17 protein-coding genes and 2 pseudogenes are annotated in these 20,661 nt (G+C 58.2%); 6 read left to right on the forward strand and 13 right to left on the reverse strand.

The genetic code is table 11. From position 1 onward, the window contains the following. Positions 1-63: 63 nt before the first annotated feature. The 3 genes from AB4N82_RS12565 to AB4N82_RS12575 all read left to right on the forward strand — a co-directional run bounded on the left by AB4N82_RS12565 (position 64) and on the right by AB4N82_RS12575 (position 5,114). Complete coding sequence (locus tag AB4N82_RS12565) at positions 64-1,353, forward strand: GGDEF domain-containing protein (RefSeq protein ID WP_099601641.1); 1,290 nt, start codon at positions 64-66, stop codon at positions 1,351-1,353. A 90-nt stretch (positions 1,354-1,443) separates the two neighbouring features. After that, complete coding sequence (locus tag AB4N82_RS12570) at positions 1,444-3,213, forward strand: acyl-CoA dehydrogenase C-terminal domain-containing protein (protein ID WP_032883912.1); 1,770 nt, start codon at positions 1,444-1,446, stop codon at positions 3,211-3,213. 122 nt (positions 3,214-3,335) lie between these two features. Beyond that, positions 3,336-5,114 (forward strand): acyl-CoA dehydrogenase C-terminal domain-containing protein, encoded by a 1,779-nt coding sequence (locus AB4N82_RS12575; protein WP_032883911.1) that lies wholly within the window; start codon positions 3,336-3,338, stop codon positions 5,112-5,114. 226 nt (positions 5,115-5,340) lie between these two features. On the opposite strand, the gene AB4N82_RS12580 is transcribed toward AB4N82_RS12575, so the two are convergent. Beyond that, on the reverse strand, positions 5,341-6,240 hold the full coding sequence (locus AB4N82_RS12580) for a LysR family transcriptional regulator (protein ID WP_032883909.1): 900 nt from the start codon (positions 6,238-6,240) through the stop codon (positions 5,341-5,343). 197 nt (positions 6,241-6,437) lie between these two features. Here AB4N82_RS12580 and AB4N82_RS12585 point away from each other — a divergent pair, with 197 nt between their 5' ends. Further along, on the forward strand, positions 6,438-7,703 hold the full coding sequence (locus AB4N82_RS12585) for an aspartate aminotransferase family protein (RefSeq protein WP_122763579.1): 1,266 nt from the start codon (positions 6,438-6,440) through the stop codon (positions 7,701-7,703). 182 nt (positions 7,704-7,885) lie between these two features. Continuing rightward, positions 7,886-8,044: a YqaE/Pmp3 family membrane protein gene (locus AB4N82_RS12590; protein ID WP_003194776.1), complete on the forward strand. Its 159-nt coding sequence runs from the start codon at positions 7,886-7,888 to the stop codon at positions 8,042-8,044. Between the two features lie 5 nt (positions 8,045-8,049). Here AB4N82_RS12590 and pqqE read toward each other — a convergent pair whose 3' ends face one another. The 10 genes and pseudogenes from pqqE to AB4N82_RS12640 form a co-directional block, all read right to left on the reverse strand. Beyond that, positions 8,050-9,180 (reverse strand): pyrroloquinoline quinone biosynthesis protein PqqE, encoded by a 1,131-nt coding sequence (gene pqqE, locus AB4N82_RS12595; RefSeq protein ID WP_095185055.1) that lies wholly within the window; start codon positions 9,178-9,180, stop codon positions 8,050-8,052. Continuing rightward, positions 9,173-9,448 carry a pyrroloquinoline quinone biosynthesis peptide chaperone PqqD gene (gene pqqD / locus AB4N82_RS12600; RefSeq protein WP_095185054.1) on the reverse strand — a complete coding sequence of 92 codons (276 nt, stop codon included), beginning with the start codon at positions 9,446-9,448 and terminating at the stop codon, positions 9,173-9,175. Before pqqD ends, pqqE begins: the two co-directional genes overlap by 8 nt. Further along, positions 9,445-10,197: a pyrroloquinoline-quinone synthase PqqC gene (gene pqqC / locus AB4N82_RS12605; protein WP_099601639.1), complete on the reverse strand. Its 753-nt coding sequence runs from the start codon at positions 10,195-10,197 to the stop codon at positions 9,445-9,447. Before pqqC ends, pqqD begins: the two co-directional genes overlap by 4 nt. Positions 10,198-10,208: 11 nt before the next feature. Then, a complete protein-coding gene (gene pqqB / locus AB4N82_RS12610; RefSeq protein ID WP_032883902.1) occupies positions 10,209-11,120 on the reverse strand; it encodes a pyrroloquinoline quinone biosynthesis protein PqqB in 912 nt (303 codons plus the stop codon). A 71-nt stretch (positions 11,121-11,191) separates the two neighbouring features. Continuing rightward, a complete protein-coding gene (gene pqqA, locus AB4N82_RS12615) occupies positions 11,192-11,266 on the reverse strand; it encodes a pyrroloquinoline quinone precursor peptide PqqA (protein ID WP_003194766.1) in 75 nt (24 codons plus the stop codon). Between the two features lie 174 nt (positions 11,267-11,440). After that, positions 11,441-13,795: a pyrroloquinoline quinone biosynthesis protein PqqF gene (pqqF, locus tag AB4N82_RS12620; protein WP_122763578.1), complete on the reverse strand. Its 2,355-nt coding sequence runs from the start codon at positions 13,793-13,795 to the stop codon at positions 11,441-11,443. Positions 13,796-13,843: 48 nt separating this feature from the next. Continuing rightward, a complete protein-coding gene (locus AB4N82_RS12625) occupies positions 13,844-14,638 on the reverse strand; it encodes a carbon-nitrogen hydrolase family protein (protein ID WP_122681314.1) in 795 nt (264 codons plus the stop codon). A gap of 11 nt (positions 14,639-14,649) precedes the next feature. Next, positions 14,650-16,341 (reverse strand): flavin monoamine oxidase family protein, encoded by a 1,692-nt coding sequence (locus AB4N82_RS12630; protein WP_032883896.1) that lies wholly within the window; start codon positions 16,339-16,341, stop codon positions 14,650-14,652. Positions 16,342-16,487: 146 nt separating this feature from the next. Next, positions 16,488-16,934 carry an Lrp/AsnC family transcriptional regulator gene (locus AB4N82_RS12635; RefSeq protein ID WP_032883895.1) on the reverse strand — a complete coding sequence of 149 codons (447 nt, stop codon included), beginning with the start codon at positions 16,932-16,934 and terminating at the stop codon, positions 16,488-16,490. A 36-nt stretch (positions 16,935-16,970) separates the two neighbouring features. Continuing rightward, positions 16,971-17,123, reverse strand: a pseudogene (locus tag AB4N82_RS12640) (LysR family transcriptional regulator); the annotation flags it as partial. Between the two features lie 8 nt (positions 17,124-17,131). On the opposite strand from AB4N82_RS12640, the pseudogene AB4N82_RS12645 reads away from it, so the two are divergent. Further along, a pseudogene (locus AB4N82_RS12645) lies at positions 17,132-17,434 on the forward strand (VOC family protein); the annotation flags it as partial. Positions 17,435-17,888: 454 nt separating this feature from the next. Here AB4N82_RS12645 and AB4N82_RS12650 read toward each other — a convergent pair. Further along, entirely contained in the window at positions 17,889-18,578 is a 690-nt protein-coding gene (locus AB4N82_RS12650; RefSeq protein ID WP_460104981.1) for a hypothetical protein, read from the reverse strand. A 398-nt stretch (positions 18,579-18,976) separates the two neighbouring features. After that, positions 18,977-20,647: an AAA family ATPase gene (locus AB4N82_RS12655; RefSeq protein WP_460104983.1), complete on the reverse strand. Its 1,671-nt coding sequence runs from the start codon at positions 20,645-20,647 to the stop codon at positions 18,977-18,979. Between the last annotated feature and the right edge of the window lie 14 nt (positions 20,648-20,661).

Below are 20,661 nucleotides of genomic sequence, written 5' to 3' on the forward strand. Positions count from 1 at the left end.
GGTGTGCTTAACTGTCCGCGCTAAGGCACATAGCCATCATTTTTGCGGGTCGGAGTTCTACCCTTGTCACGCGTGTCCGCTGTTCGTTTCAGTCATTTCCTCCCTTCGTTGCTGCTCTTGCTGGCCGGGCTCTCGGCTGCGTACGTCAAGGACCTCAACGTCTTCTTCACGTCACTGTTCAATGTGTTGCCAACCTTGGTGCTGTTGCTCGGCGGTTCGTACTGCGCTGTGTATCGGCGCCAGCGTGAGCTGTTTTTGATGATCACGGTGTACATCGCCTACTTCCTGCTCGATACCCAGACCGATTTCTATCGCGACAACGGCCGCGTGCGCGAAGACGCTGCCGTGGTGTTTCATCTGTGTTGCCTGTTGTTGCCGCTGCTGTTCAGCATCTACGCGCTGTGGCAGGAGAAAACCCACCTGTTCCGCGACTTCGTGGCCCGTTGCGCTGTGGTACTGGCGATAGGCAGCGTGGCGCTGGCCCTGGAGCAAAGTTATCCCCAAGCGGTGCTGAACTGGCTGGCGGAGATCCGCTGGCCGGCGCTGCACGGGACCTGGATGAGCCTGATCCAGTTGTCGTACCCGATGTTCCTGATCGGTTTTCTCACCCTCGCCGCCCAATACTGGTACCAGCCGCGCCCGCTGCACGCGGCGCAATTGGTGGGGTTGCTGGGGCTGTTCTGGATGCTGCCGAAAACCTTCATCCTGCCGTTCACCCTGAACATCATGTGCAGCCAGGTGATGTTGATGATCGCGGCCGGCGTGGCCCATGAGGCCTATCAAATGGCGTTCCGCGATGAGCTGACCGGCCTGCCGGGACGCCGCGCCCTCAACGAGCGCATGCAGCGGCTGGGGCGCAACTATGTGTTGGCGATGACCGACGTCGACCACTTCAAACGTTTCAATGACACCCATGGTCACGATGTGGGTGACCAAGTGCTGCGCTTGGTGGCGAGCAAGTTGTCCAAGGTCAATGGCGGTGGACGCGCCTACCGCTACGGCGGTGAAGAGTTCGCCGTGGTGTTTGCCGGCAAAACCCTGGATGAGTGCATGCCGCACCTAGAGGAAATCCGCGAAATTATCGCCAACTATGACATTAAGCTGCGCAACGCGGACCGTCCCCAGGATGATCAACAAGGCCGTCAGCGCCGGGCGGGCAGCGGCGCGACGAGTGTGTCGGTGACGGTCAGTATCGGCGTGGCCGAACGCCAGGCCGAGCAGCGCAGCTCCGAAGAAGTCCTCAAGTCCGCCGACCAGGCGCTGTATGCGGCCAAGGGCGCCGGGCGTAACTGCGTGATTGCCGCCGGGCAGACGCGCCGTGGCGCGGTGCGTATGGACAGCGCTGCCGGTTAAGTAATGGCGGTGTATTCAGCGGTTCTACAGTGATTGTTTGCGACGCTGGCCAGCAGTAGGTTGAGACCATCTGCTGCCGGAGACATGACCATGCCTGAGTACAAAGCTCCCCTGCGCGACATGCGCTTTCTGATCGACAACGTATTTGATTTCCACGGTCACTACGCCGCGCTGGGCGCAACCGACGCCAGCCCGGACATGGTCAGCGCTATCCTCGAAGAGGGCGCCAAATTCTGCGAGAACGTGCTCTCGCCACTCAACCGCAGCGGTGATGAAGAGGGCTGCCATTTCGACAATGGCGTCGTGACCACGCCCAAGGGCTTCAAGGAAGCCTTCGCCCAATACGTCGAAGGCGGTTGGCACGGTGTGGCGGCGGATCCGGCTTACGGCGGCCAGGGCTTGCCGCAATCGTTGGGCCTGGTGCTCAGCGAGATGATCGGCTCCAGCAACACCTCATGGGGCATGTATCCGGGCCTGACTCACGGCGCGATGTCGGCGATCCACGCCCACGGGACGGAAGAGCAGAAGGCCACGTTCCTGGGCAAACTCACCGCAGGCGAATGGACCGGCACCATGTGCCTCACCGAAGCCCATTGCGGCACCGACCTGGGCCTGATCAAGACCCGCGCCGTGCCCCAGGCCGATGGCAGCTATGCGATCACCGGCAGCAAGATCTTCATCTCGGCCGGTGAGCACGACATGAGCGCCAACATCATCCACCTGGTGTTGGCCAAACTGCCGGATGCACCCGCGGGCACCAAAGGTATCTCGCTGTTTATCGTGCCCAAGTTCCACGCTGACTCCGGCGAACGCAACGCGGTGCACTGCGGCTCCATCGAGCACAAGATGGGCATCAAGGCCTCGGCCACCTGCGTGCTGAACTTCGACGGCGCCAAGGGCTTTTTGATTGGAGAGGCCAATAAAGGCCTCAATTGCATGTTCACCATGATGAACCACGCGCGGCTGGGTACCGGCATGCAGGGCCTGTGCAACGGCGAGGCGAGCTTTCAGGGCGCGATCAAATACGCCAACGACCGCCTGCAAATGCGCTCCCTGACTGGCGCCAAGGCGCCGAACAAAGCCGCCGACCCGATCATCGTGCACCCCGATGTGCGTCGTATGCTGCTGACCATGAAAGCCTTCAACGAAGGCAATCGCGCGCTGACCTACTTCACCGCGCAATTACTCGACACTGCACACCTGAGCAGCGACGCCGCTCAACGCCAGGAAGCCGAAGACCTGCTGGCGTTCCTCACGCCGATCTGCAAAGCCTTTATGACCGACACCGGGCTGGAAGTGACCAACCACGGCATGCAGGTATTTGGCGGCCATGGCTATATCCGCGAATGGGGCATGGAGCAGTTGGCTCGCGATGCGCGGATTGCGCCGATCTATGAAGGCACTAACGGCATTCAGGCACTCGACCTGCTGGGGCGCAAGGTGCTGGGCAGCCAGGGCAAGTTGCTGCGCGGGTTTACCAAGATTGTGCATAAGTTCTGCGCCGCGAATGCCGAACATCCGCAGTTCAAGGCCTATGTGGCGCAGCTCAATCAGTTGAACCAGGAGTGGGGCGAGTTGACCACCCAGGTCGGCATGGCCGCGATGAAAAATCCCGACGAAGTGGGCGCCGCTGCCGTGGATTACTTGATGTACAGCGGTTACATCGTCCTTGCCTACCTGTGGCTGCGCATGGCGATTGCGGCGCAGGCCCATGACGATGTCGAGTTTGCCAAGGCCAAGCTGGCCACGTGCGAGTTCTACTTCAAGCGTCTGCTGCCGCGTACCACAACCCACCGCGCCGCTGTGCAAGCCGGCAGCGAATGCCTGATGAGTCTGCCAGCGGAGGCATTTGCACTGTAGTGACTTAAAAATACCAATCAGTCACAAGTGGACCCTATGTGTCTGAAAAGTTGTTCGGGTACACTCGGAGCCTGTAAAACCGATCCTATCGAATCACTTTTCCCGTTCTCACGAGGTTTGCCATGGCTGATTACAAAGCGCCGCTGCGTGATATGCGCTTCGTCCTCAACGAAGTTTTTGAGGTCGCCAATACATGGGCCCAATTGCCGGCATTGGCAGACAGCGTTGACGCCGAAACTGTCGAGGCGATCCTCGAGGAAGCCGGCAAAGTCACCGCCAAATCCATCGCCCCGCTGAGTCGCGGTGGCGATGAGCAAGGCTGCCGCTGGGATAACACCGCAGTGTTTACCCCGGACGGTTATCCACAGGCCTACAAAACCTACGCTGAAGGCGGCTGGGTCGGTGTCGGCGGCGATCCGGTGTTTGGCGGTATGGGCATGCCCAAGGCGGTGTCGGCCCAGGTTGAAGAGATGATCAACTCGTCGAGCCTGGCGTTTGGCCTGTATCCGATGTTGACGTCTGGTGCGTGCGTATCGATCAACACCCACGCCAGCGAAGAGCTCAAGGCTGCCTACCTGCCGAAGATGTATTCCGGTGAATGGGCCGGTTCCATGTGCCTGACCGAGGCCCATGCCGGCACAGACTTGGGGATTATCCGGACCAAGGCCGAACCTCAGACGGACGGCTCCTACAAAATCAGCGGGACCAAGATCTTTATCACCGGTGGCGAGCACGACCTCACCGAAAACATTATCCATCTGGTCTTGGCCAAGCTGCCGGATGCGCCGGCCGGGCCTAAGGGGATCTCGCTGTTCCTGGTGCCAAAGTTCATGGTCAATGCCGACGGCAGCCTCGGCGCGCGCAACCTGGTGAGCTGTGGTTCCATTGAACACAAGATGGGTATCCAGGCGTCCGCTACTTGCGTGATGAACTTCGACGAAGCCGTGGGTTACCTGGTGGGCGAGCCTAACCGTGGGCTGGCGGCGATGTTCACCATGATGAACTACGAGCGTCTGGGTGTGGGTATCCAGGGCCTGGCGTCCGGCGAGCGTTCCTATCAGAACGCGATTGAGTATGCGCGTGATCGTCTGCAAAGCCGCTCACCGACAGGCGCTCAGGCGAAAGACAAAGCCGCTGACCCGATCATCGTCCATCCGGACGTGCGCCGCATGCTGCTGACCATGAAAGCTGCGAACGAAGGCGGCCGCGCGTTCTCCACCTACGTGGCAACGCAGCTGGATATCGCAAAGTTCAGCGAAGACGCCGCAGCCCGTGAGCGTGCGGATAACCTGGTGGCATTGCTGACGCCGGTGGCCAAAGCGTTCCTCAGCGACCTGGGCCTGGAAACCACGGTGCTCGGCCAGCAGGTGTTTGGTGGCCACGGGTACATCCGCGAGTGGGGCCAAGAGCAATTAGTGCGTGATGTGCGCATCACCCAGATCTACGAAGGCACCAACGGCATTCAGGCCCTGGACTTGATGGGGCGCAAGATCGTGGGCAGCGGCGGGGCGTTCTACACCTTGTTTGCCGACGAGATCCGCCAGTTCATTGCTCACTCGAACGCCGACCTGGCTGAGTTCACCAAACCGCTGAGTGCGGCGGTGGACAACCTCGATGAGTTGACGGCCTGGGTGCTGGATCGCGCCAAGACCAACCCGAACGAAATCGGTGCGGCCTCAGTGGAGTATTTGCATGCGTTTGGATACATGGCCTACGCCTACATGTGGGCGCGTATGGCCAAGGCCGCGTTGGGCAAAGAGGCTGAAGAAGACTTCTACGCCAGCAAGCTGGGGACCGCGCGCTTCTACTTTGCGCGCCTGCTGCCGCGTATTCACTCGCTGAGTGCGTCGGTAAAGGCCGGTAGCGAATCACTGTTTTTGATGGATGAGGCACTGTTTTAAGGGGGGCGAGGGCGTGTAAGCATTCTCTTACATGACGTGCTGCTATTCGTCCTCTATCGCCAAATTGGATCCACGGATAATCTACTTCACATGGACGTCGCGCAGGAAGCGCAAAGAAACAACACGGACACGTAGGATTCTGCCAGGACGGCGGAGTGAAATGGATGTCAGGGAAACAGTCTGCAAAGCCCCGCTTCGGCGGGGTTTTCTTTTGCCCGCGAAAAAGTCAGGCCGGCGCCTGCGGGGCATTCATCACGTCTTCAAGCAAGGTGCGCAGCAGTGCCACTGTTGCTTGCTGGCGCTGCACGTCACGGCACACCAAGCCTACTTTCAGCGGCACCCTCGGTTCACTCAAGGGTTTCCACAGCAGCATCTGGCTGTTGTGTTCGTCCTGGGAGCGCCCCGGCAGCACCGTTGCCAGTTTGGTATGGGGCAGGCTGTCGAGAATCCCCACCATGGTGTTGAGCTCAGCCTGGACTTGTGGCCGTCGCCCAAGGTTGGCGAGTTGGCCCTGCCAGATCTGCCTGATTTGAAACTCTTCCCCCAGCAACAACATCGGCAACTCGGCCGCCTGTTTCAGCGAGACTTTCTTGAATTCGCGCAGGGGATGATCGTCCGGAATGACCACTTTCAACTCATCTTCATACAGCAGCACGCCATGTAATCCCGGCTGACGGGGTGGCAGGTAACTGATGCCGATGTCCAGCGAACCATTGAGCAGCCGCCGTTCAATCTCAAGCCCGGTCAATTCGTAAATCTGCACCACCAGATGCGGCTGGGCCTTGCGTACGCGCTCAAGCATCTGCGGCACCAGGCTGGTGTGCACGGTTTGCAGCACGCCGATAGCCAAGGTGCGCAGGGCCTGGCCCTTGAAGTTGCGCAGCGCTTCGACGGCTTGCTGCATGCCATCTATCAACGGCAACGCGTGGTTGTACAGCGTGTGAGCGGCCAGGGTTGGCAGTAGACGTTTGCTGCTGCGCTCGAACAGGCTCACATCCAGGTTCTGCTCCAGTTGGCGAATCTGTTGCGACAACGCTGGTTGGGAAATCGACAGACGTTCGGCGGCACGGCCTACATGGCCCTCTTCATACACCGCGACGAAATAACGCAGTTGCTTGAAATCCATAAGTCTTTCTTATCGAAAAAGCTGAAAAATCGAAATGGCTGTTAGCCCTTTAGGCGCCTAGTCTAGCGCCTATTCGCAGGGCTTACAGGGCCAGATCAGGCAATGAACAGTGTTTGTGTTGATAGCGTTTACATAGGCAACTCAAAAAATTCACAGGCAGTCTTCGCGACTTGCTCGGTTGCTATCGGGGGGGATCTGTGAACTTGTTCTCTATTCGCCGCGCCGCGCCTAGCCTGGACGATTTGGTCTTGGATACGCAGCACGATGATCCGTCCAGCGAATCCTTGATGCCCACGGTGGCGAGGCCGCCGCAAGTCTTCGTGCGTGGCCAAGGTTCCTGGTTGTGGGACAGCGACGACCGCGCTTACCTGGACTTCAGCCAAGGCAATGGCGCCAATAGCCTCGGCCATAGCCCCCAGGTGTTGATCAAAGCGCTGAGTGACCAGACCCAAGCGTTGATCAACCCCGGCGTGGGTCTGCATAACCGTGCCCAACTCAACCTCGTCGACCGTTTGTGTCACCGTACCGGCAGCGACCAGGCTTACCTGCTCAACAGTGGCGCGGAAGCCTGTGAAGCGGCGATCAAGCTGGCGCGCAAATGGGGTCAGCTGCATCGTGGTGGCGCGTACCGCATCATCAGTGCCAGCAACGGTTGCCATGGCCGCAGTTTCGCGGCGCTGGCTGCATCGGCCGGTACTTTGGAAAACCGTTTCGAACCGCAATTGCCTGGTTTCAGCCATGTGCCTTTCAACGACCTGCCGGCGCTGCACGCTGCTGTCGATGCTCAAACCGTAGCCATCATGCTCGAACCGATCCAGGGTGCCGGCGTAACCCCTGCGACGGAGCGCTACCTCAAGGGCGTTGAGCGCTTGTGCCGTGAACTGGGGATCCTGCTGATCCTGGACGAAGTGCAGACAGGCCTCGGTCGTTACGGCACGTTGCTGGCCGAACAACAGTACGGTGTACGCGCTGACATCATCACCCTCGGCAAAGGTCTGGGCGGCGGCGTGCCCCTGGCGGCGCTGCTGGCGCGTGGCAAGGCGTGTTGTTTCGAAGTAGGCGAATTGGAAGGCACGCATCACGGCAATGCGTTGATGGCGTCAGCCGGCGCGGCGGTACTCGATACCGTGCTGGAGCATGGCTTTCTTGAGCATGTGCGCGAGTCCGGCCTTTATCTTGGCGAAGGCCTCACTCGTCTGGCCTATCGCTACGACCACGGCCAACTGCGCGGCCAGGGCCTGATGTGGGGGCTGACGTTGTCGGATGATTCTGCCGATGCCGTAGTAAGCGCCGCACTGCAAGAAGGCCTGATCCTCAACGCCCCGCAACCTGACTGCCTACGCTTCACGCCAGCGCTGACGGTGAGCAAAAGCAACATTGACGAAATGCTCCTGCGCCTTGCTCGCGCGTTCTCCCGCGTGCGTACCGCACAGCTGCAATGCCGCAAGGGCATCGCTGTTTAACCCCATTTTTCTGAACCGTCTCGCGGTATACGCGGCGCCTCCAGCCTGATTCTTTTGGCTGGGGGCGTTTTTTTGCCTGCTCGTTACAGGATGGCTCAATGCCAGAATTCACTGAACCCTCACGAATGGCAAAGGTCGATTAGCTACACGGCTCACACGAGCCGATTTTTTGGAGCTGACCCATGGACATCATTCGTATCATCATCGCCATTCTGCTGCCGCCACTGGGTGTGTTTCTGCAAGTAGGCTTCGGCGGCGCGTTCTGGCTGAATATTCTGCTGACGTTGTGCGGTTACTTCCCTGGGATCATCCACGCGGTGTACATCATCGCCAAGCGCTGAGGCTGTTAGCCTTTTGCGATGAGCCGTGAATTGCGCTCATTGCGAAAGGCCAGTTGCTCGATGGTCTGGGTGGCGTGTTCGGCCTCTTCCCGCGCTTGCAGGATGATGCCGTGCTGCTCGGACTTGCTGCACACCGGGTCGGCGTTGCTCGCATCCCCCGTGAGCATGAAGGCCTGGCAACGGCAGCCGCCGAAGTCCTTTTCCTTCTCGTCGCATGAGCGGCATGGCTCTGGCATCCAGTCGTAGCCGCGAAAGCGGTTGAAGCCAAACGAGTCGTACCAGATGTGTTGCATGCTGTGGTCGCGCACATTCGGAAACTGCACCGGCATCTGTCGGGCGCCGTGGCAGGGCAGGGCGGTGCCGTCTGGCGTGACGGTCAGAAAGATGCTGCCCCAGCCGTTCATGCAGGCTTTCGGGCGTTCTTCGTAGTAATCCGGCGTGACGAAGATCAGCTTGCACGGATGGCCTTCGGCTTCGAGCTTGGCGCGGTATTCGTTGGTGATGCGCTCGGCGCGCACCAACTGCTCCTTGGTTGGCAACAGCCCAACACGATTGAGCTGCGCCCAGCCGTAGAACTGGCAGGTCGCGAGTTCAACAAAGTCCGCTTCCAGCGCGATGCACAACTCGATGATGCGGTCGATCTTGTCGATATTGTGCCGATGGGTGACGAAGTTCAGCACCATCGGATAGCCGTGGGCTTTCACCGCACGAGCCATTTCCAACTTTTGCGCGAAGGCTTTTTTCGAGCCGGCCAGCAGGTTATTGACCTGTTCGTCGCTGGCCTGGAAGCTGATCTGGATATGGTCCAGGCCGGCCTTCTTGAAGTCGCTGATCTTCTGCTCGGTGAGGCCGATGCCGGAAGTGATCAGGTTGGTGTAGAACCCCAGTTTGCGAGCCTCGGCGATCAACTCGGCCAAGTCCTGACGCACCAGCGGTTCACCGCCGGAAAACCCCAGCTGCGCGGCGCCCATTTCCCGGGCTTCGCGAAATACCTTGATCCACTGCTCGGTGCTCAGTTCCTTGCCCTGCTCGGCGAAGTCCAGCGGGTTGGAGCAATACGGGCACTGCAGCGGGCAGCGGTAAGTCAGCTCGGCCAGCAGCCACAGCGGCAGGCCAATGGCCGGCTTTTCAGGCAAGGGTGATCCAGTGCTCAGCACGGGCGACCTCCATGAATTGCTCGATGTCATCACCGAGCTCAGGCACACCTGGGAATTGTTTATCCAACTCGGCGATGATTGCGGCCACGTCGCGCTCGCCGTCGATCAAACCACCGATCAACGCGGCGCTGTCATTGAGCTTGATCATGCCCTCAGGGTAGAGCAGCACATGGCCCTTTTGCGCAGGCTCGTACTGGTAGCGATAACCCTGGCGCCAGGTCGGTGTTCTGCTGCGATCAAAGCTCATAGGGTGATCCCTTTATGCCAGACCCGCTGCTCGGTCACGCTGTGATACGGCGGACGTTTGAGTTCGTAGGCCATGCTCATGGCGTCCAGCATGCTCCACAGGATGTCCAGTTTGAACTGGAGAATTTCCAGCATGCGCTCCTGGCCTTCGCGGGTGGTGTAGTGCTGCAGGGTGATCGCCAGGCCGTGCTCCACATCGCGACGGGCCTGCCCCAAGCGAGTGCGGAAATATTCGTAGCCGGTTGGGTCGATCCACGGGTAATGCTGCGGCCAACTGTCGAGGCGCGACTGGTGGATCTGCGGCGCGAACAGTTCGGTCAACGAGCTGCTGGCGGCCTCCTGCCAACTGGCGCGACGGGCGAAGTTGACGTAGGCGTCCACCGCAAACCGTACGCCGGGCAGCACCAATTCCTGGGAGCGCAGTTGGTCCGGGTCGAGGCCGACTGCCTCGCCCAGGCGAAGCCAGGCTTCGATACCGCCGTCCTCACCGGGAGCGCCATCGTGGTCGAGCAAGCGCTGGATCCACTCGCGACGGATCTCGCGGTCCGGGCAGTTGGCCAGAATCGCGGCGTCCTTCAGGGGAATGTTCACCTGATAGTAGAAACGGTTGGCGACCCAGCCCTGGATTTGCTCGCGGCTGGCACGGCCTTCGTACATCGCCACATGGTAAGGGTGATGGATATGGTAGAAGGCGCCCTTGGCGCGCAAGGCGGCTTCGAATTCGGCGGTAGTCAACGGTGTGTCAGTCATGTCGTCTGCTCCTACAATTCAATGCTCATGCCGTCGTAAGCCACTTCGACATTGCGCCGCACCAGCTCCGCCCGCTCGGGAGAATCTTCATCGAGGATCGGGTTGGTGTTGTTGATGTGGATAAGCACCTTGCGCTGCTCCGGCAGTTGCTCCAGCACTTCCAGCATGCCGCCGGGGCCGTTTTGCGCCAGGTGGCCCATCTCGCGACCGGTGCGGGTACCGACGCCACGGCGCTGCATTTCATCGTCGTCCCACATCGTGCCGTCTACCAGCAGGCAGTCGCTGCCGGCCATGATCTCCAACAGCGGCGCGTCGACTTTGCCCAGGCCCGGGGCGTAGAACAGTTTGCCGCCGGTGCGCAGGTCTTCAACGATCAGGCCAATGTTATCGCCGGGGTGCGGGTCGAAACGGTGCGGCGAGTAAGGCGGCGCAGCGCTGCGCAGTGGCAATGGAGTGAAGCGCAGATTCGGGCAGGCCGGGATGGTGAAGCTGGCGTCCAGTTCGATGCGGTTCCAGGCCAGACCGCCGTTCCAGTGGGTGAGCATGGTGAACAGCGGGAAGCCGGTGCTTAGGTCTTCATGGACCATGTCAGTGCACCACACCTGGTGCGGGCAGCCTTCGCGCAGGCTCAAGAGGCCCGTGGTGTGGTCGATTTGGCTGTCCATCAGGATGATCGCACTGATGCCGGTGTCGCGCAGGGCACGGCCCGGTTGCATCGGCGCAAAGCCTTGCAGCTGTGCGCGAATATCCGGGGAGGCATTGCACAGCACCCAATTCACACCATCGTCGGAGATCGCGATGGACGACTGGGTACGTGCCTGGGCCCGCAGGCTGCCATCACGAAAACCTGCGCAGTTCACGCAGTTGCAGTTCCACTGCGGGAAACCACCGCCGGCGGCGGAACCTAGAATCTGGACGAACATGGTTACTCCATCACGCAAAGCTCAAAACAAAAACGCCCCGGGCGAACCGAGGCGTTGTATTACCCAGCGGATTAACGGCTGGCGAAGTACATGGTGACTTCGAAACCGATGCGCAGATCAGTGTAAGCAGGTTTGGACCAAGTCATATTCTTACTCCTACGAAGTGATGGGACGTTTACTACCAAGTAATACATATAGTCCACCTCCAGTCGGAGATGTTCAGATGTGTGCGTAGGAATGTTACTCAATTCTTGTCAGGTTAGCGCTGTCTTGGTGGAAAAAGCCTGTTGCAGGGTTGGCAATGATCAGCCTGCTGGCTTTCAGGCGCTCAACGTCTCCGGGCCATTGGCTACATAGCGCCAGCCACCTCGGGCGTCATTCAATTGCTGGGCGGCCAGCAGCAGGTCTTCACGGCTAACGCTGTGGATCAGTTGCTGAATGTGCGTGAGATAACCCGACGGATGGCCGGCCAAGTGTGCGTGCCACAGCAGCTCGGCAGCTTGGGCGACCGGCAACGCCTGAGGTGAAAATTGTTGAGCCAGGGCAAGGTTGCCAAGATCTTCGAAACTGCCGACCAACGCCGGCAGTTGGGCCAGGAAGGTTTCCAGGTGCTCAACGATGCCTTCCAGGGACACGCTGGGAGACTGCACGCCAAACAACAGGCCGGTTTGCCCGTTTATCTGTCGGACTGCGCTGAATACTGCGTAGCCCAACTGCAACTCAACCCGCAGGCGTTGGTAGAAAGGAGCTTGGAGCAGGTGTCCAAGCAGTCGCCACGACGCTTCATCGGCCAGGGATTGGCTCGGGGTCGGGCAAAACAGCAGCAAGGCGGCTTCGGTGGAGCTGGTTTTTATCTCATGCCACACGCGTTGACCACTGAGGTTTTGCAGTGTTTGTTCGATGTGGGCAGGTTGCCCAGGCAGACGGGCGGCGGCCGCTTTGATCAACGCTTGAGTTGCGATGGGTAAACCCAGGCCCAGGCCATGCCAGCGTGCGGTGGCCCAGGATGCAGGCTGCTCGTGGGGGTCGACATTACCAGCGGCGCAGCAGGAGGGCAGCGCCTTGAGCAACGCTCGGATTGGGATCATGGGAGGTGGCGCGATGACAGCTTCTTGCGGCTGATTCAGGCTTTGCGCCAAGACCTCCAGCACGGCCGGCATGGGTTCGTGCAGACCGGTCATCTTCACCAGCCAGTCACTACCGGTGGCTTCAAAGGACACTTCAACACCCGCCTGACGTGCATTTTCAAGCAAGGGCTGCAAGCTGCTTTCCACCCCGGCGGCAACTGGCGAGCCAAACCGCCATTGCAGGTACAGCGCGCCTTCGTCGCTGTCATCCGCCAAGGCCTGGCTGAATGTTAGCGCCGCTACCTCCCGGCGACCCCGCGAGCGATCCTGGGCAAAGGTTCGCAGCCCTCGGTGGGCGCTGGTTTGGCCGCGGATCAGGCCTGCGCGCTCTTGCTTGACCGGTGGGCGCAGGAACGGATTGTTCGATGGGAGTTGCCAGCGATGTTCGGCGGGCGGTAGTTGCAGTGATTCAAACAGGGCCTTGAGCGCGGCGATGCCTTGTTCACCCAGATCGTCGCTGTCGTTTCGGGCCAATGCCAGGGCGCCCTGGATCTGTTGTTGTCGCACGTTCAGCAGCGCGAACTCTTCGCGCAGCGGAGTCCAGTCGCTGTGTGAGAAAAAGCTCAGCCAGTCGTGCAACAGTGCCTCAATGTGTGTCGCCGGTTTGTCTGCGGTACCGAGCGTAAAGTCGATATCCAGCACTGCTTGTCCGGCGGCGTGGTACAGCACTGACGCCTGCAGTGCGCTGACCAATTGCCGTGCTTTCAACTCAGCGAGCAGCCCGCCCGGTGCAGAGGCGTTTAGCCAAGTGCAGAGGAAATCCAGTGCTTCGCGGGGTACGTCACAGGCGATGACGTGGTGCAGGTGTCCGCCTTCGGTGTGCTGATACCGCCGAGCCTGGCCTTGCATCAGGGCCGGTGGCGACGCCTGCGGATGTTGCGGGCCAGAGACCAGTTGCACACTGAACTGCTGCGCCAGGGCTTCCAGCTCTTGCAGCGACTGCGGACCGGCAAGGCTCAAAGTCATCTGCCCGCTCTGATAGAAATGTGTGTGGAATTCCCGCAAGGCTTGTTGAAACGCCTCGCGCTCCACCGGCAGGCTGTCGCGGTTGCCGGCATGAAAACCACGCAACGGATGATCCGCCGCCAAGCCTTCGAACAGCGCCACCTGTTGCTGAGCCTTGGCATCTTGAGACCAGGCGACAAACTCTGCGTGCAGCACTTCGCGCTCGCGCAGTTGATCCTCCAGCGTCAGGCGCGGATGGGTCAGCATGTCTGCCAGCCGCTCAAGCCCCTCTGCAAAGGTCGGAACGGGCAGTTCAAAGAAGAAGTCCGTGGTGCGTTCGCGGGTGCTGGCATTCACTTGGCCACCGTGACGTTGTACGTAGGCCATCAACCCTTCACCGCTGGGAAACCGCTCGGTGCCGAGAAACAACAAATGCTCAAGAAAATGGGCCAGACCAGGCCAAGCCAACGGTACGTCATGGCTGCCGGCAGCCACCCTTAACGCTGCGGCGCAACGCTTCAAACGTGGCGCATGGCGCAGGCAAACCCGCAGGCCGTTGGCCAGGGTCAAATGAACGGGATAAGGGTGGGCCGGGACAGGCATGGGCACTTCCAGAACGGGGCAAGTGCCTATGCTAACAAACCCATCGGATCAGGGCTTGTGCAGCGGGCCGTAAAGCTCGGGGCGACGGTCTTGCAGGTAGTGATTGGCGGCGCGGGCGTCGAGGATCGATTGGTGATCCAACGTGCCGACAATCAAGGCTTCATCCAGACCGGCCTGGGCGATGCGCTGGCCATCCGGTGCGGCGATGCTGCTTTGGCCGCAGTACTGAATCTCGCCTTCGTGCCCGCAATAGTTGGCATAGGCCACGTAGCACTGGTTTTCAAAGGCCCGCGCCCGCACGGTGACGTCGGCAACGAAATCGAACGGCACCATGTTGGCGGTGGGCACCAGTATTAATTCGGCCCCGGCCAAGGCCAGGCGCCGGGTGTTTTCCGGGAACTCCAGGTCGTAGCAAATCAGGAATCCCAGCTTCCAACCGTTGAGCTCCACCAGTGGGAAGTCATCGTCGCCGGCACTGAACATCGAATGGTCCAGATCCCCGAACAGATGGGTCTTGCGATAGTTGCAGAGGCGCTGGCCGTTGGCGTCTATCAGCTGCACGGCGTTGTAGATCTGCCCATCGTCGGCCCGCTCAGGATAACCATACAAAATGGCCAGTCCGGCGCTTTGCGCGATGTCGGCAATGCTCTGGGCAGACTCGCCATCCTGCGCTTCGGCCAATGCCCCGACGGCTTCTGCGCCGATGTTGTAACCGGTCAGGAACATCTCCGGCAGCACTAGCACATCGGCGCCGGTCGCTTCGTGTGCGAGCTGGCGCAGGCGCTTGAGGTTGCCCGCCACTTCCAGTGGCAGCGGCGGGCATTGGTACAGGGCGACACGCATGGCGTAACTCCTTATTCGGCCAGGGCGATTGGTCCGATGTCATCGAACACGTCGCCCGGCCCTGGGTTCTCGGCGTGAGTACTGCCACCGAAGTGGGTCATGATGCCCCACACCGCGTTCAGCGAGGTTTGTACTGCGCCTTCCACCCAGGCAGGTGTCCAGGAAACGTCGTCGCCGGCGATAAAAATCCCACGCTGTTCGGCCGGCATGTCCTTCTGCATAAAGTGCGCATACATACGCTGGTTGTAACGATAGTGGCCAGGCAGCGCGCCTTTGAAGGCCCCGAGGAAATGCGGGTCGGCCTCCCAGGACACGGTGATCGGATCACCAATGATGCGCGCCTTGATATCGACTTTCGGGTAGATCTTGTTCAAGGCATCCAGGGCCAGCTTTACCCGCTTTTCGATAGGCTGCGGAAGCATTTTCAGCGCGTCGCTCATCCACGAGTACGACAAGCAGATCACCCCTGGTTTGTCGTCGCCGTTGTCGAACAGGTAAGTGCCGCGGGTGAGGCGGTCGGTGAGGGTCATGCTCATGAGGTCGCGGCCGGTTTCCGGATCTTTGTCTTTCCAGAAGGGGCGGTCGACCATCACGAAGGTTTTCGAGGATTGCATGTAGCGGGTGCGGTCCAGGGCCATCCACATCTTTTGCGAGAACAGGGTTTCATCGCATTCGATTTGGGTGGTCAGCAGCCAGCTTTGGCAGGTGGTGAGGACGGCGGCATATTCGCGGGTGTCGCCGTAGTTGTCGGTCACCGCGAAGCGGCCATCGGCTGCATGTGCAATGCGCTTGACCCCGGCTCTCGGCGCGCCGCTGTGCAACGAGCTGAGGCTGGTGCCGGCCGGCCAGTGGGCGCAGCGTTCCGGTACATGGCGCCAGATACCCATTGGCACTTGGGCCACGCCACCGACCACCAGGTGTTGGTGGTCGTCGCAGTTGGTCATCACTACGCGGAAGATTTCCAGCATCGAGTTGGGAAAGTCCGAGTCCCAGCCGCCGGTGCCGAAACCGACTTGCCCAAACACTTCACGGTGATGAAACGACAACTTGGCGAACGCCTTGGACGTGGCGACGAAATCGTAGAAGGTGCGGTCGTCCCACAGGGGCACCAGCTTATTCCACAGCGCTTTGAGGCGCGGTACGTCGCGGTCGCGAATGGCTTGCTGGATATCACCGAACTGCGAGCCAGCTTCCAGGGCGTCGGCCCAGGCGTCAGCCACTTCCTGGAACAGTGCAGGCAAGTCGGACAGCTTTTGTGCGTAGTGGGTTTGGCCTTCGAGGTCGATCACGGTGCTGCCGGAGGCCGGCGTCAGTGGGTTGGGGAACGGTTTGGTTTCCAGTCCCAGCTTGTCCACATAGTGATAGAAGGCGGTGGACGACACCGGGAAGCGCATGCCGCCCAGCTCGGCGATGATGCCTTCGGCACCTTCGAAGGCCTGGGAGCGCAAACGGCCGCCCATTTTCGAGGCTTCGTACACCACGGGTTTGAGGCCCAGCTTCATCAGCTCATAGGCGGCAACCAGCCCGGCGATACCTGCGCCGATGATGGCTACTTCTGCACCATGGTTGGCGGCGGGGATACTGCCCAGGCCTGCGGGGTGCTCGATCCAGTCATCAAAGGCAAACGGAAAATCCGGGCCGAAGATGGTGATGGGCTTTTTACCGTCTGCAGGGTGGCGACTGTTTTTGTTCGACGTATTCATGGCTGACCTGGCTGGATACCCGGCGGGGCACGACCCGCTGAGTATAGGAAAAGATGGCAGCCAGTTTAGGGAGCGTTGCGCTCGTTAATAAGACGCAATGTGTCGTCGGAATGAATTGTTTTCAGTCGAAGTGACGAGGTTGCTGGTCAGATTGGTTGTCCGCGATCCAATTTGTTACTGAGGATGATCGAGGTGGTGGTTTTCTCTACACCATCGACACTGCCGATCTGGTCCAGTAACTGATCCAGTTGCTCCGGCGAATCCGTCCGTAGCCAAGCCACGTAATCAAACTCGCCGCTCACCGCGCACAACTGTTGCACCTGAGCCATGGCACTCAGCCTGCGCAACACTTCTTTGCCTGAGCGAGGTTGCACAGTGATGCCCACGTAGGCCTGCAAACCACCGTCCGCTACCCGTTGGCCCAAGCGCACGCCATAACCGGTGATCACTTGGGTTTTCTCCAGGCGCGCCAGGCGGGAGGTCACCGTGGTGCGCGCGATGCCCAACTGCCGCGCAAGCATGGCTACGCTTTCGCGGGCGTTGATCTGCAAGGCGGCGATCAGTTGGCGATCGATTTCATCGAGGACAGGCAAGGGAGGCTCCGTGACGGGCTGCAATGGGAACGCATGTTACAGGCTTGAATCGTCCAGCAGGCAGCGGGCAAACAGTTGTGGCACTGGTAAGTGCCGTTGGCTATAGCGACTCAGTAGGATGACCTCTCGGTAAAACGTCAGGTTGCCCAACGGGATTATTCTTACTTGGGGCGAGCGCTCCAGCCACAGTCAGTAGTTTCTTCGGCCACCCATTGGTCGTCCCCGAACATCCGAAAACCGCCTTCCAGGACGCGGCCCACACCAATGCCGTCGACGTCCACGATGTCCTCGTGCCGTATTTCGGCGTGGTATTGGGCTGTGAAGATTGGCACGTACTGGCGGAACGCTTGCAGGCGCGAGGTACGACGTTTGCGCTGGAGTCGCATATTCGGTTCAAGGGCCAAGTAGGAGGGCAGGCGACATTGTTCCTGTTTGACCCGTGCGGTAATGCGCTTGAGTTCAAAGCATCCAGGGATATTGGGCAGTTGTTTGCGAAGTGAGGCGGTGGACGTTTTGTGGACAGTCCGGACACTGAGAGTGGGTCTTCAGACACACAAAAGCCGCGCAATGCGCGGCTTTGGAGTTGGTGGGCCCACACGGACTTGAACCGTGGACCAAAGGATTATGAGTTGGCTTGTGACGCAGCAAGCCTAACGGAATCGTACATAGGTTAGCGTAGGTATAACGAGCTGCAAGTAGCGTGTTTACGGGGTGGAGCGTAGTTTCGCGTACGTGGTTAAAGCTTGGCCCTGTACCGCTAGTGTACCTTCAATGTACGACCAGCCTTTTGCTGGAGTCGGATTAAATCTAACGGAAATTGGGCAAGATTTGTCATTTTCTGACTAAAGTAGACACGTGATCCATAAAAGTCGGACTAAGATTCAGTTTGGATTTGGGCCACGCATGGTGCGTTTTTCCTATCCTCCGTCTTGGGTATGCTGTAAGTGCTTTCCCTCAAATTCCATATGTTGCGGCAGCATCGCCATTTGCATCTAGCCCTTCAAGGCAGAGCGCTCGTAGTCGCTCTAGAAACTGATCTGGCAATTGAAGTAGAGAACTATAGAGTAAACTGCGCCAATAGTTGTAGGGGGAAAGTCTGGCAGAGCGCATGTTTATTCTTGCCCTGTATTCAATGGAGCTTTTAAAAGCTGGTAAGTCTCCAAAGTCTAAGTCTTCTGCGAGCTTCTCGCGGAGGGAGAGAAATTCTCCTTCAATACGCCCTTTGATTTTATAAACGTCGTTCCATGTCGTCAATTTTTGCTGGTTTATAGGATCTATTGGCGTCATCGTCCACGTAGCTATTGGCAAAATGTCTAGGAATTCGATATGCAATGCCACCTGTCCGTGGGCATTTTCGCTCCAAGGGTCAAAGCATGTGCGTCGAATTCCTTGTGGACCTCGTAAAAGGTCTTTAGCAAGCTTCGCTTTGGAGTTGCAAGTGTGACAAGTAGGTAATAGGTTGTCCGGGTCCACTCCGAACTGCGGATACTTATCTTTAGCTAGTAGATGATCGTAAGGTGCACGCCATTGCTCTTCTGCTGCGATGCCATGTTGTCGCTGTGCTAGTAGCTCCGTCGCGCACATGCCACAGACGTTTCCATTTCCAGGGGGAGGGGCGGCGCTGTATCGATTGTAGTGATCCATGACAGTCTCTCCACACGCACGTGTGACACCAACAAGTTTCGAAGTGTTTTCGAATAGATGCGCGGCTAATTTTTTCAGCTCGACTGTTACTGTTTCAGGAGGCTCAGGTATTTCTGATGTTGAGTCACCGAAGAGTAGCCGAGTGCTCGCGGCTCCCCGAAAAGCTAAGTAAAGTTCATATCTTACGTCTGCACCTGTAGCCGCTATGGCATCTCTTACTGATTGCAAACGTGCTAGTGTCAACTCGTTAGCTTGCACCGCATCCCAAAGCCCTGAGGGAAGGGTCGTGTCGTCGACAGCCCGCCCGGCACAACTGGAAAGAAGTAGTTCTTGCATTAATAAGTTGAGCCCGCTGAAAACCGCGCTGGGTGGAAGGCCGGATCTAACTGGAAGTAGCATTAGTTTTCTAAACTCCGCAGCCGGTGCAATATATAAGCGCGCTCCATCGATTCGCCAAGGTGAGATTCGATCCACCTTCGCTTATGAGTATTATCTGTGCCTTGGTCGTGCAGGTGCCGGTTGATTTCATCAACTGCTGTTTGTGAGATCACGGACCTGAGGCCGAAAAACTTTTTAATCAGTACTTCAAACGAAGCGCCAAATGTTTCGCTAGGTGGTGATGCCATGATTGATTGGCCGTCAGTTTTTTCAAAGTGATAGACAGATTCGCGATATAGGGAGGAGATCAGAAATGGCGAATGAGACGAGATCAACGCCTGCGAGGTGACTAGGCTACGTCCGGCTTGCTCAAAGTCGAGGTGATAGCGAGTTCGCCAGCTAGGATTAAGATGCGTCTCAGGCTCGTCGAATATGAATAGTGACTCGGCGTCGCCAAAGAGCCTTACAGCTCCGATTGTATGGAGCAGCTGCGCTTCTCCATCGCTCAAGTCGTCAATTGGTGCAACGCTGTGTCCGTCAGTGAGGTGTAGTTCTAACACAGTAAGTGGAAGCTTTCCCTTGAGCGGCTTTTTGACATGCTCGTTTAAAGAGTCATCTCGTAACATTTTGCGGATGTCAAATGACCATCTTTTAACGCCTAGCAGTTGCAATTTATACAGCTTCCAGAATAGACGGACAGGGTCGAGATATGTCTCGTTAAGACGGTCGACGACATGTTTGTCTAGGAAGTTAATCGTGATCTCTGCTCTTAGGTAGTTGAGTTCGTATAATTCGTATTGATCGTCTGTGGTTCGGCTTGATAAGCCGTGTACATTATCCTCACCTACTGCTCGTATCAACTGTTTGAGATCTTCGATACTGTCCTGTTCTACGGGCACGCGCTGCAAATCGTATTGTAGAACTACTTTGCTTGGATGTCTTAATCGGATCTCTGGCCACAGCTCGTCGCGCTCTGTATCGCTTAATAATCCAAGGGCTGCAATAATCAAATTTGTGCAGTCGTAATCTAGGAATAGTGAGCTCGGCAATGGTGTATCGGCTTCAAGTGTGCGCAGAGGATCGCCTATGGCTTCGCCAAAGATTCCCGGAAAGCGCCGTCTATATTTGTCGTTAATCTGTTCGAAATCCTCCGCATCGACATTGGGTTGCGCCAACTCTATGCGGCGACGAGACCTTACTCGCATTACCTCGAAGTACTGGAGGGCGTTACGCATAAAGGCTCGTTGTAGGTTCTCATTTAGGCCGGAGGCGTAACCTATCAAACGAGGCAATGGCAAGTCTGCCAGTGCGCAATCAACCTCAGAAGACCATTGTGTAGCTTCGACGCCATTGTATATATTGAAATCAATTATTTGGATGCTGCTGTGGATTTGAATTGATTGATCTGCTTTGAGTTGCGCCGTAAATCGTTTGAGTGGTTCATTGTTATTGCCTGACCATTCATAGGTAACTCTGAAACGATATTTTAGCATCTTGCGGACATTGAAGTCTGGTCGCTTCCTTCGCTCCAAATAGGCAAAGGCTTCTGCTATCAGCTCCATAAGCTGCGACTTGCCAGACCCGTTTCGGCCTATAAATGCGATTATTTTTCCTGGCGCATCGGAAAAATCAAACTGTTGATTAGCCAATCCCTTGTACTGACCAATGAGCTCGAAATGGAGCAGTTTCATTTTTGGATATCCAT

The organism is Pseudomonas sp. H1_D04, assembly GCF_054683855.1.

Coding starts and splice junctions, on each gene's coding strand:
- AB4N82_RS12570 (WP_032883912.1), top strand. CDS start 1,444: ATGCCTGAGTACAAAGCTCCCCTGCGCGACATGCGCTTTCTGATCGAC.
- AB4N82_RS12575 (WP_032883911.1), top strand. CDS start 3,336: ATGGCTGATTACAAAGCGCCGCTGCGTGATATGCGCTTCGTCCTCAAC.
- AB4N82_RS12580 (WP_032883909.1), bottom strand. CDS start 6,240: ATGGATTTCAAGCAACTGCGTTATTTCGTCGCGGTGTATGAAGAGGGC.
- AB4N82_RS12590 (WP_003194776.1), top strand. CDS start 7,886: ATGGACATCATTCGTATCATCATCGCCATTCTGCTGCCGCCACTGGGT.
- pqqD (WP_095185054.1), bottom strand. CDS start 9,448: ATGAGCTTTGATCGCAGCAGAACACCGACCTGGCGCCAGGGTTATCGC.
- pqqC (WP_099601639.1), bottom strand. CDS start 10,197: ATGACTGACACACCGTTGACTACCGCCGAATTCGAAGCCGCCTTGCGC.
- pqqB (WP_032883902.1), bottom strand. CDS start 11,120: ATGTTCGTCCAGATTCTAGGTTCCGCCGCCGGCGGTGGTTTCCCGCAG.
- pqqF (WP_122763578.1), bottom strand. CDS start 13,795: ATGCCTGTCCCGGCCCACCCTTATCCCGTTCATTTGACCCTGGCCAAC.
- AB4N82_RS12625 (WP_122681314.1), bottom strand. CDS start 14,638: ATGCGTGTCGCCCTGTACCAATGCCCGCCGCTGCCACTGGAAGTGGCG.
- AB4N82_RS12630 (WP_032883896.1), bottom strand. CDS start 16,341: ATGAATACGTCGAACAAAAACAGTCGCCACCCTGCAGACGGTAAAAAG.
- AB4N82_RS12650 (WP_460104981.1), bottom strand. CDS start 18,578: ATGGATCACTACAATCGATACAGCGCCGCCCCTCCCCCTGGAAATGGA.
- AB4N82_RS12655 (WP_460104983.1), bottom strand. CDS start 20,647: ATGAAACTGCTCCATTTCGAGCTCATTGGTCAGTACAAGGGATTGGCT.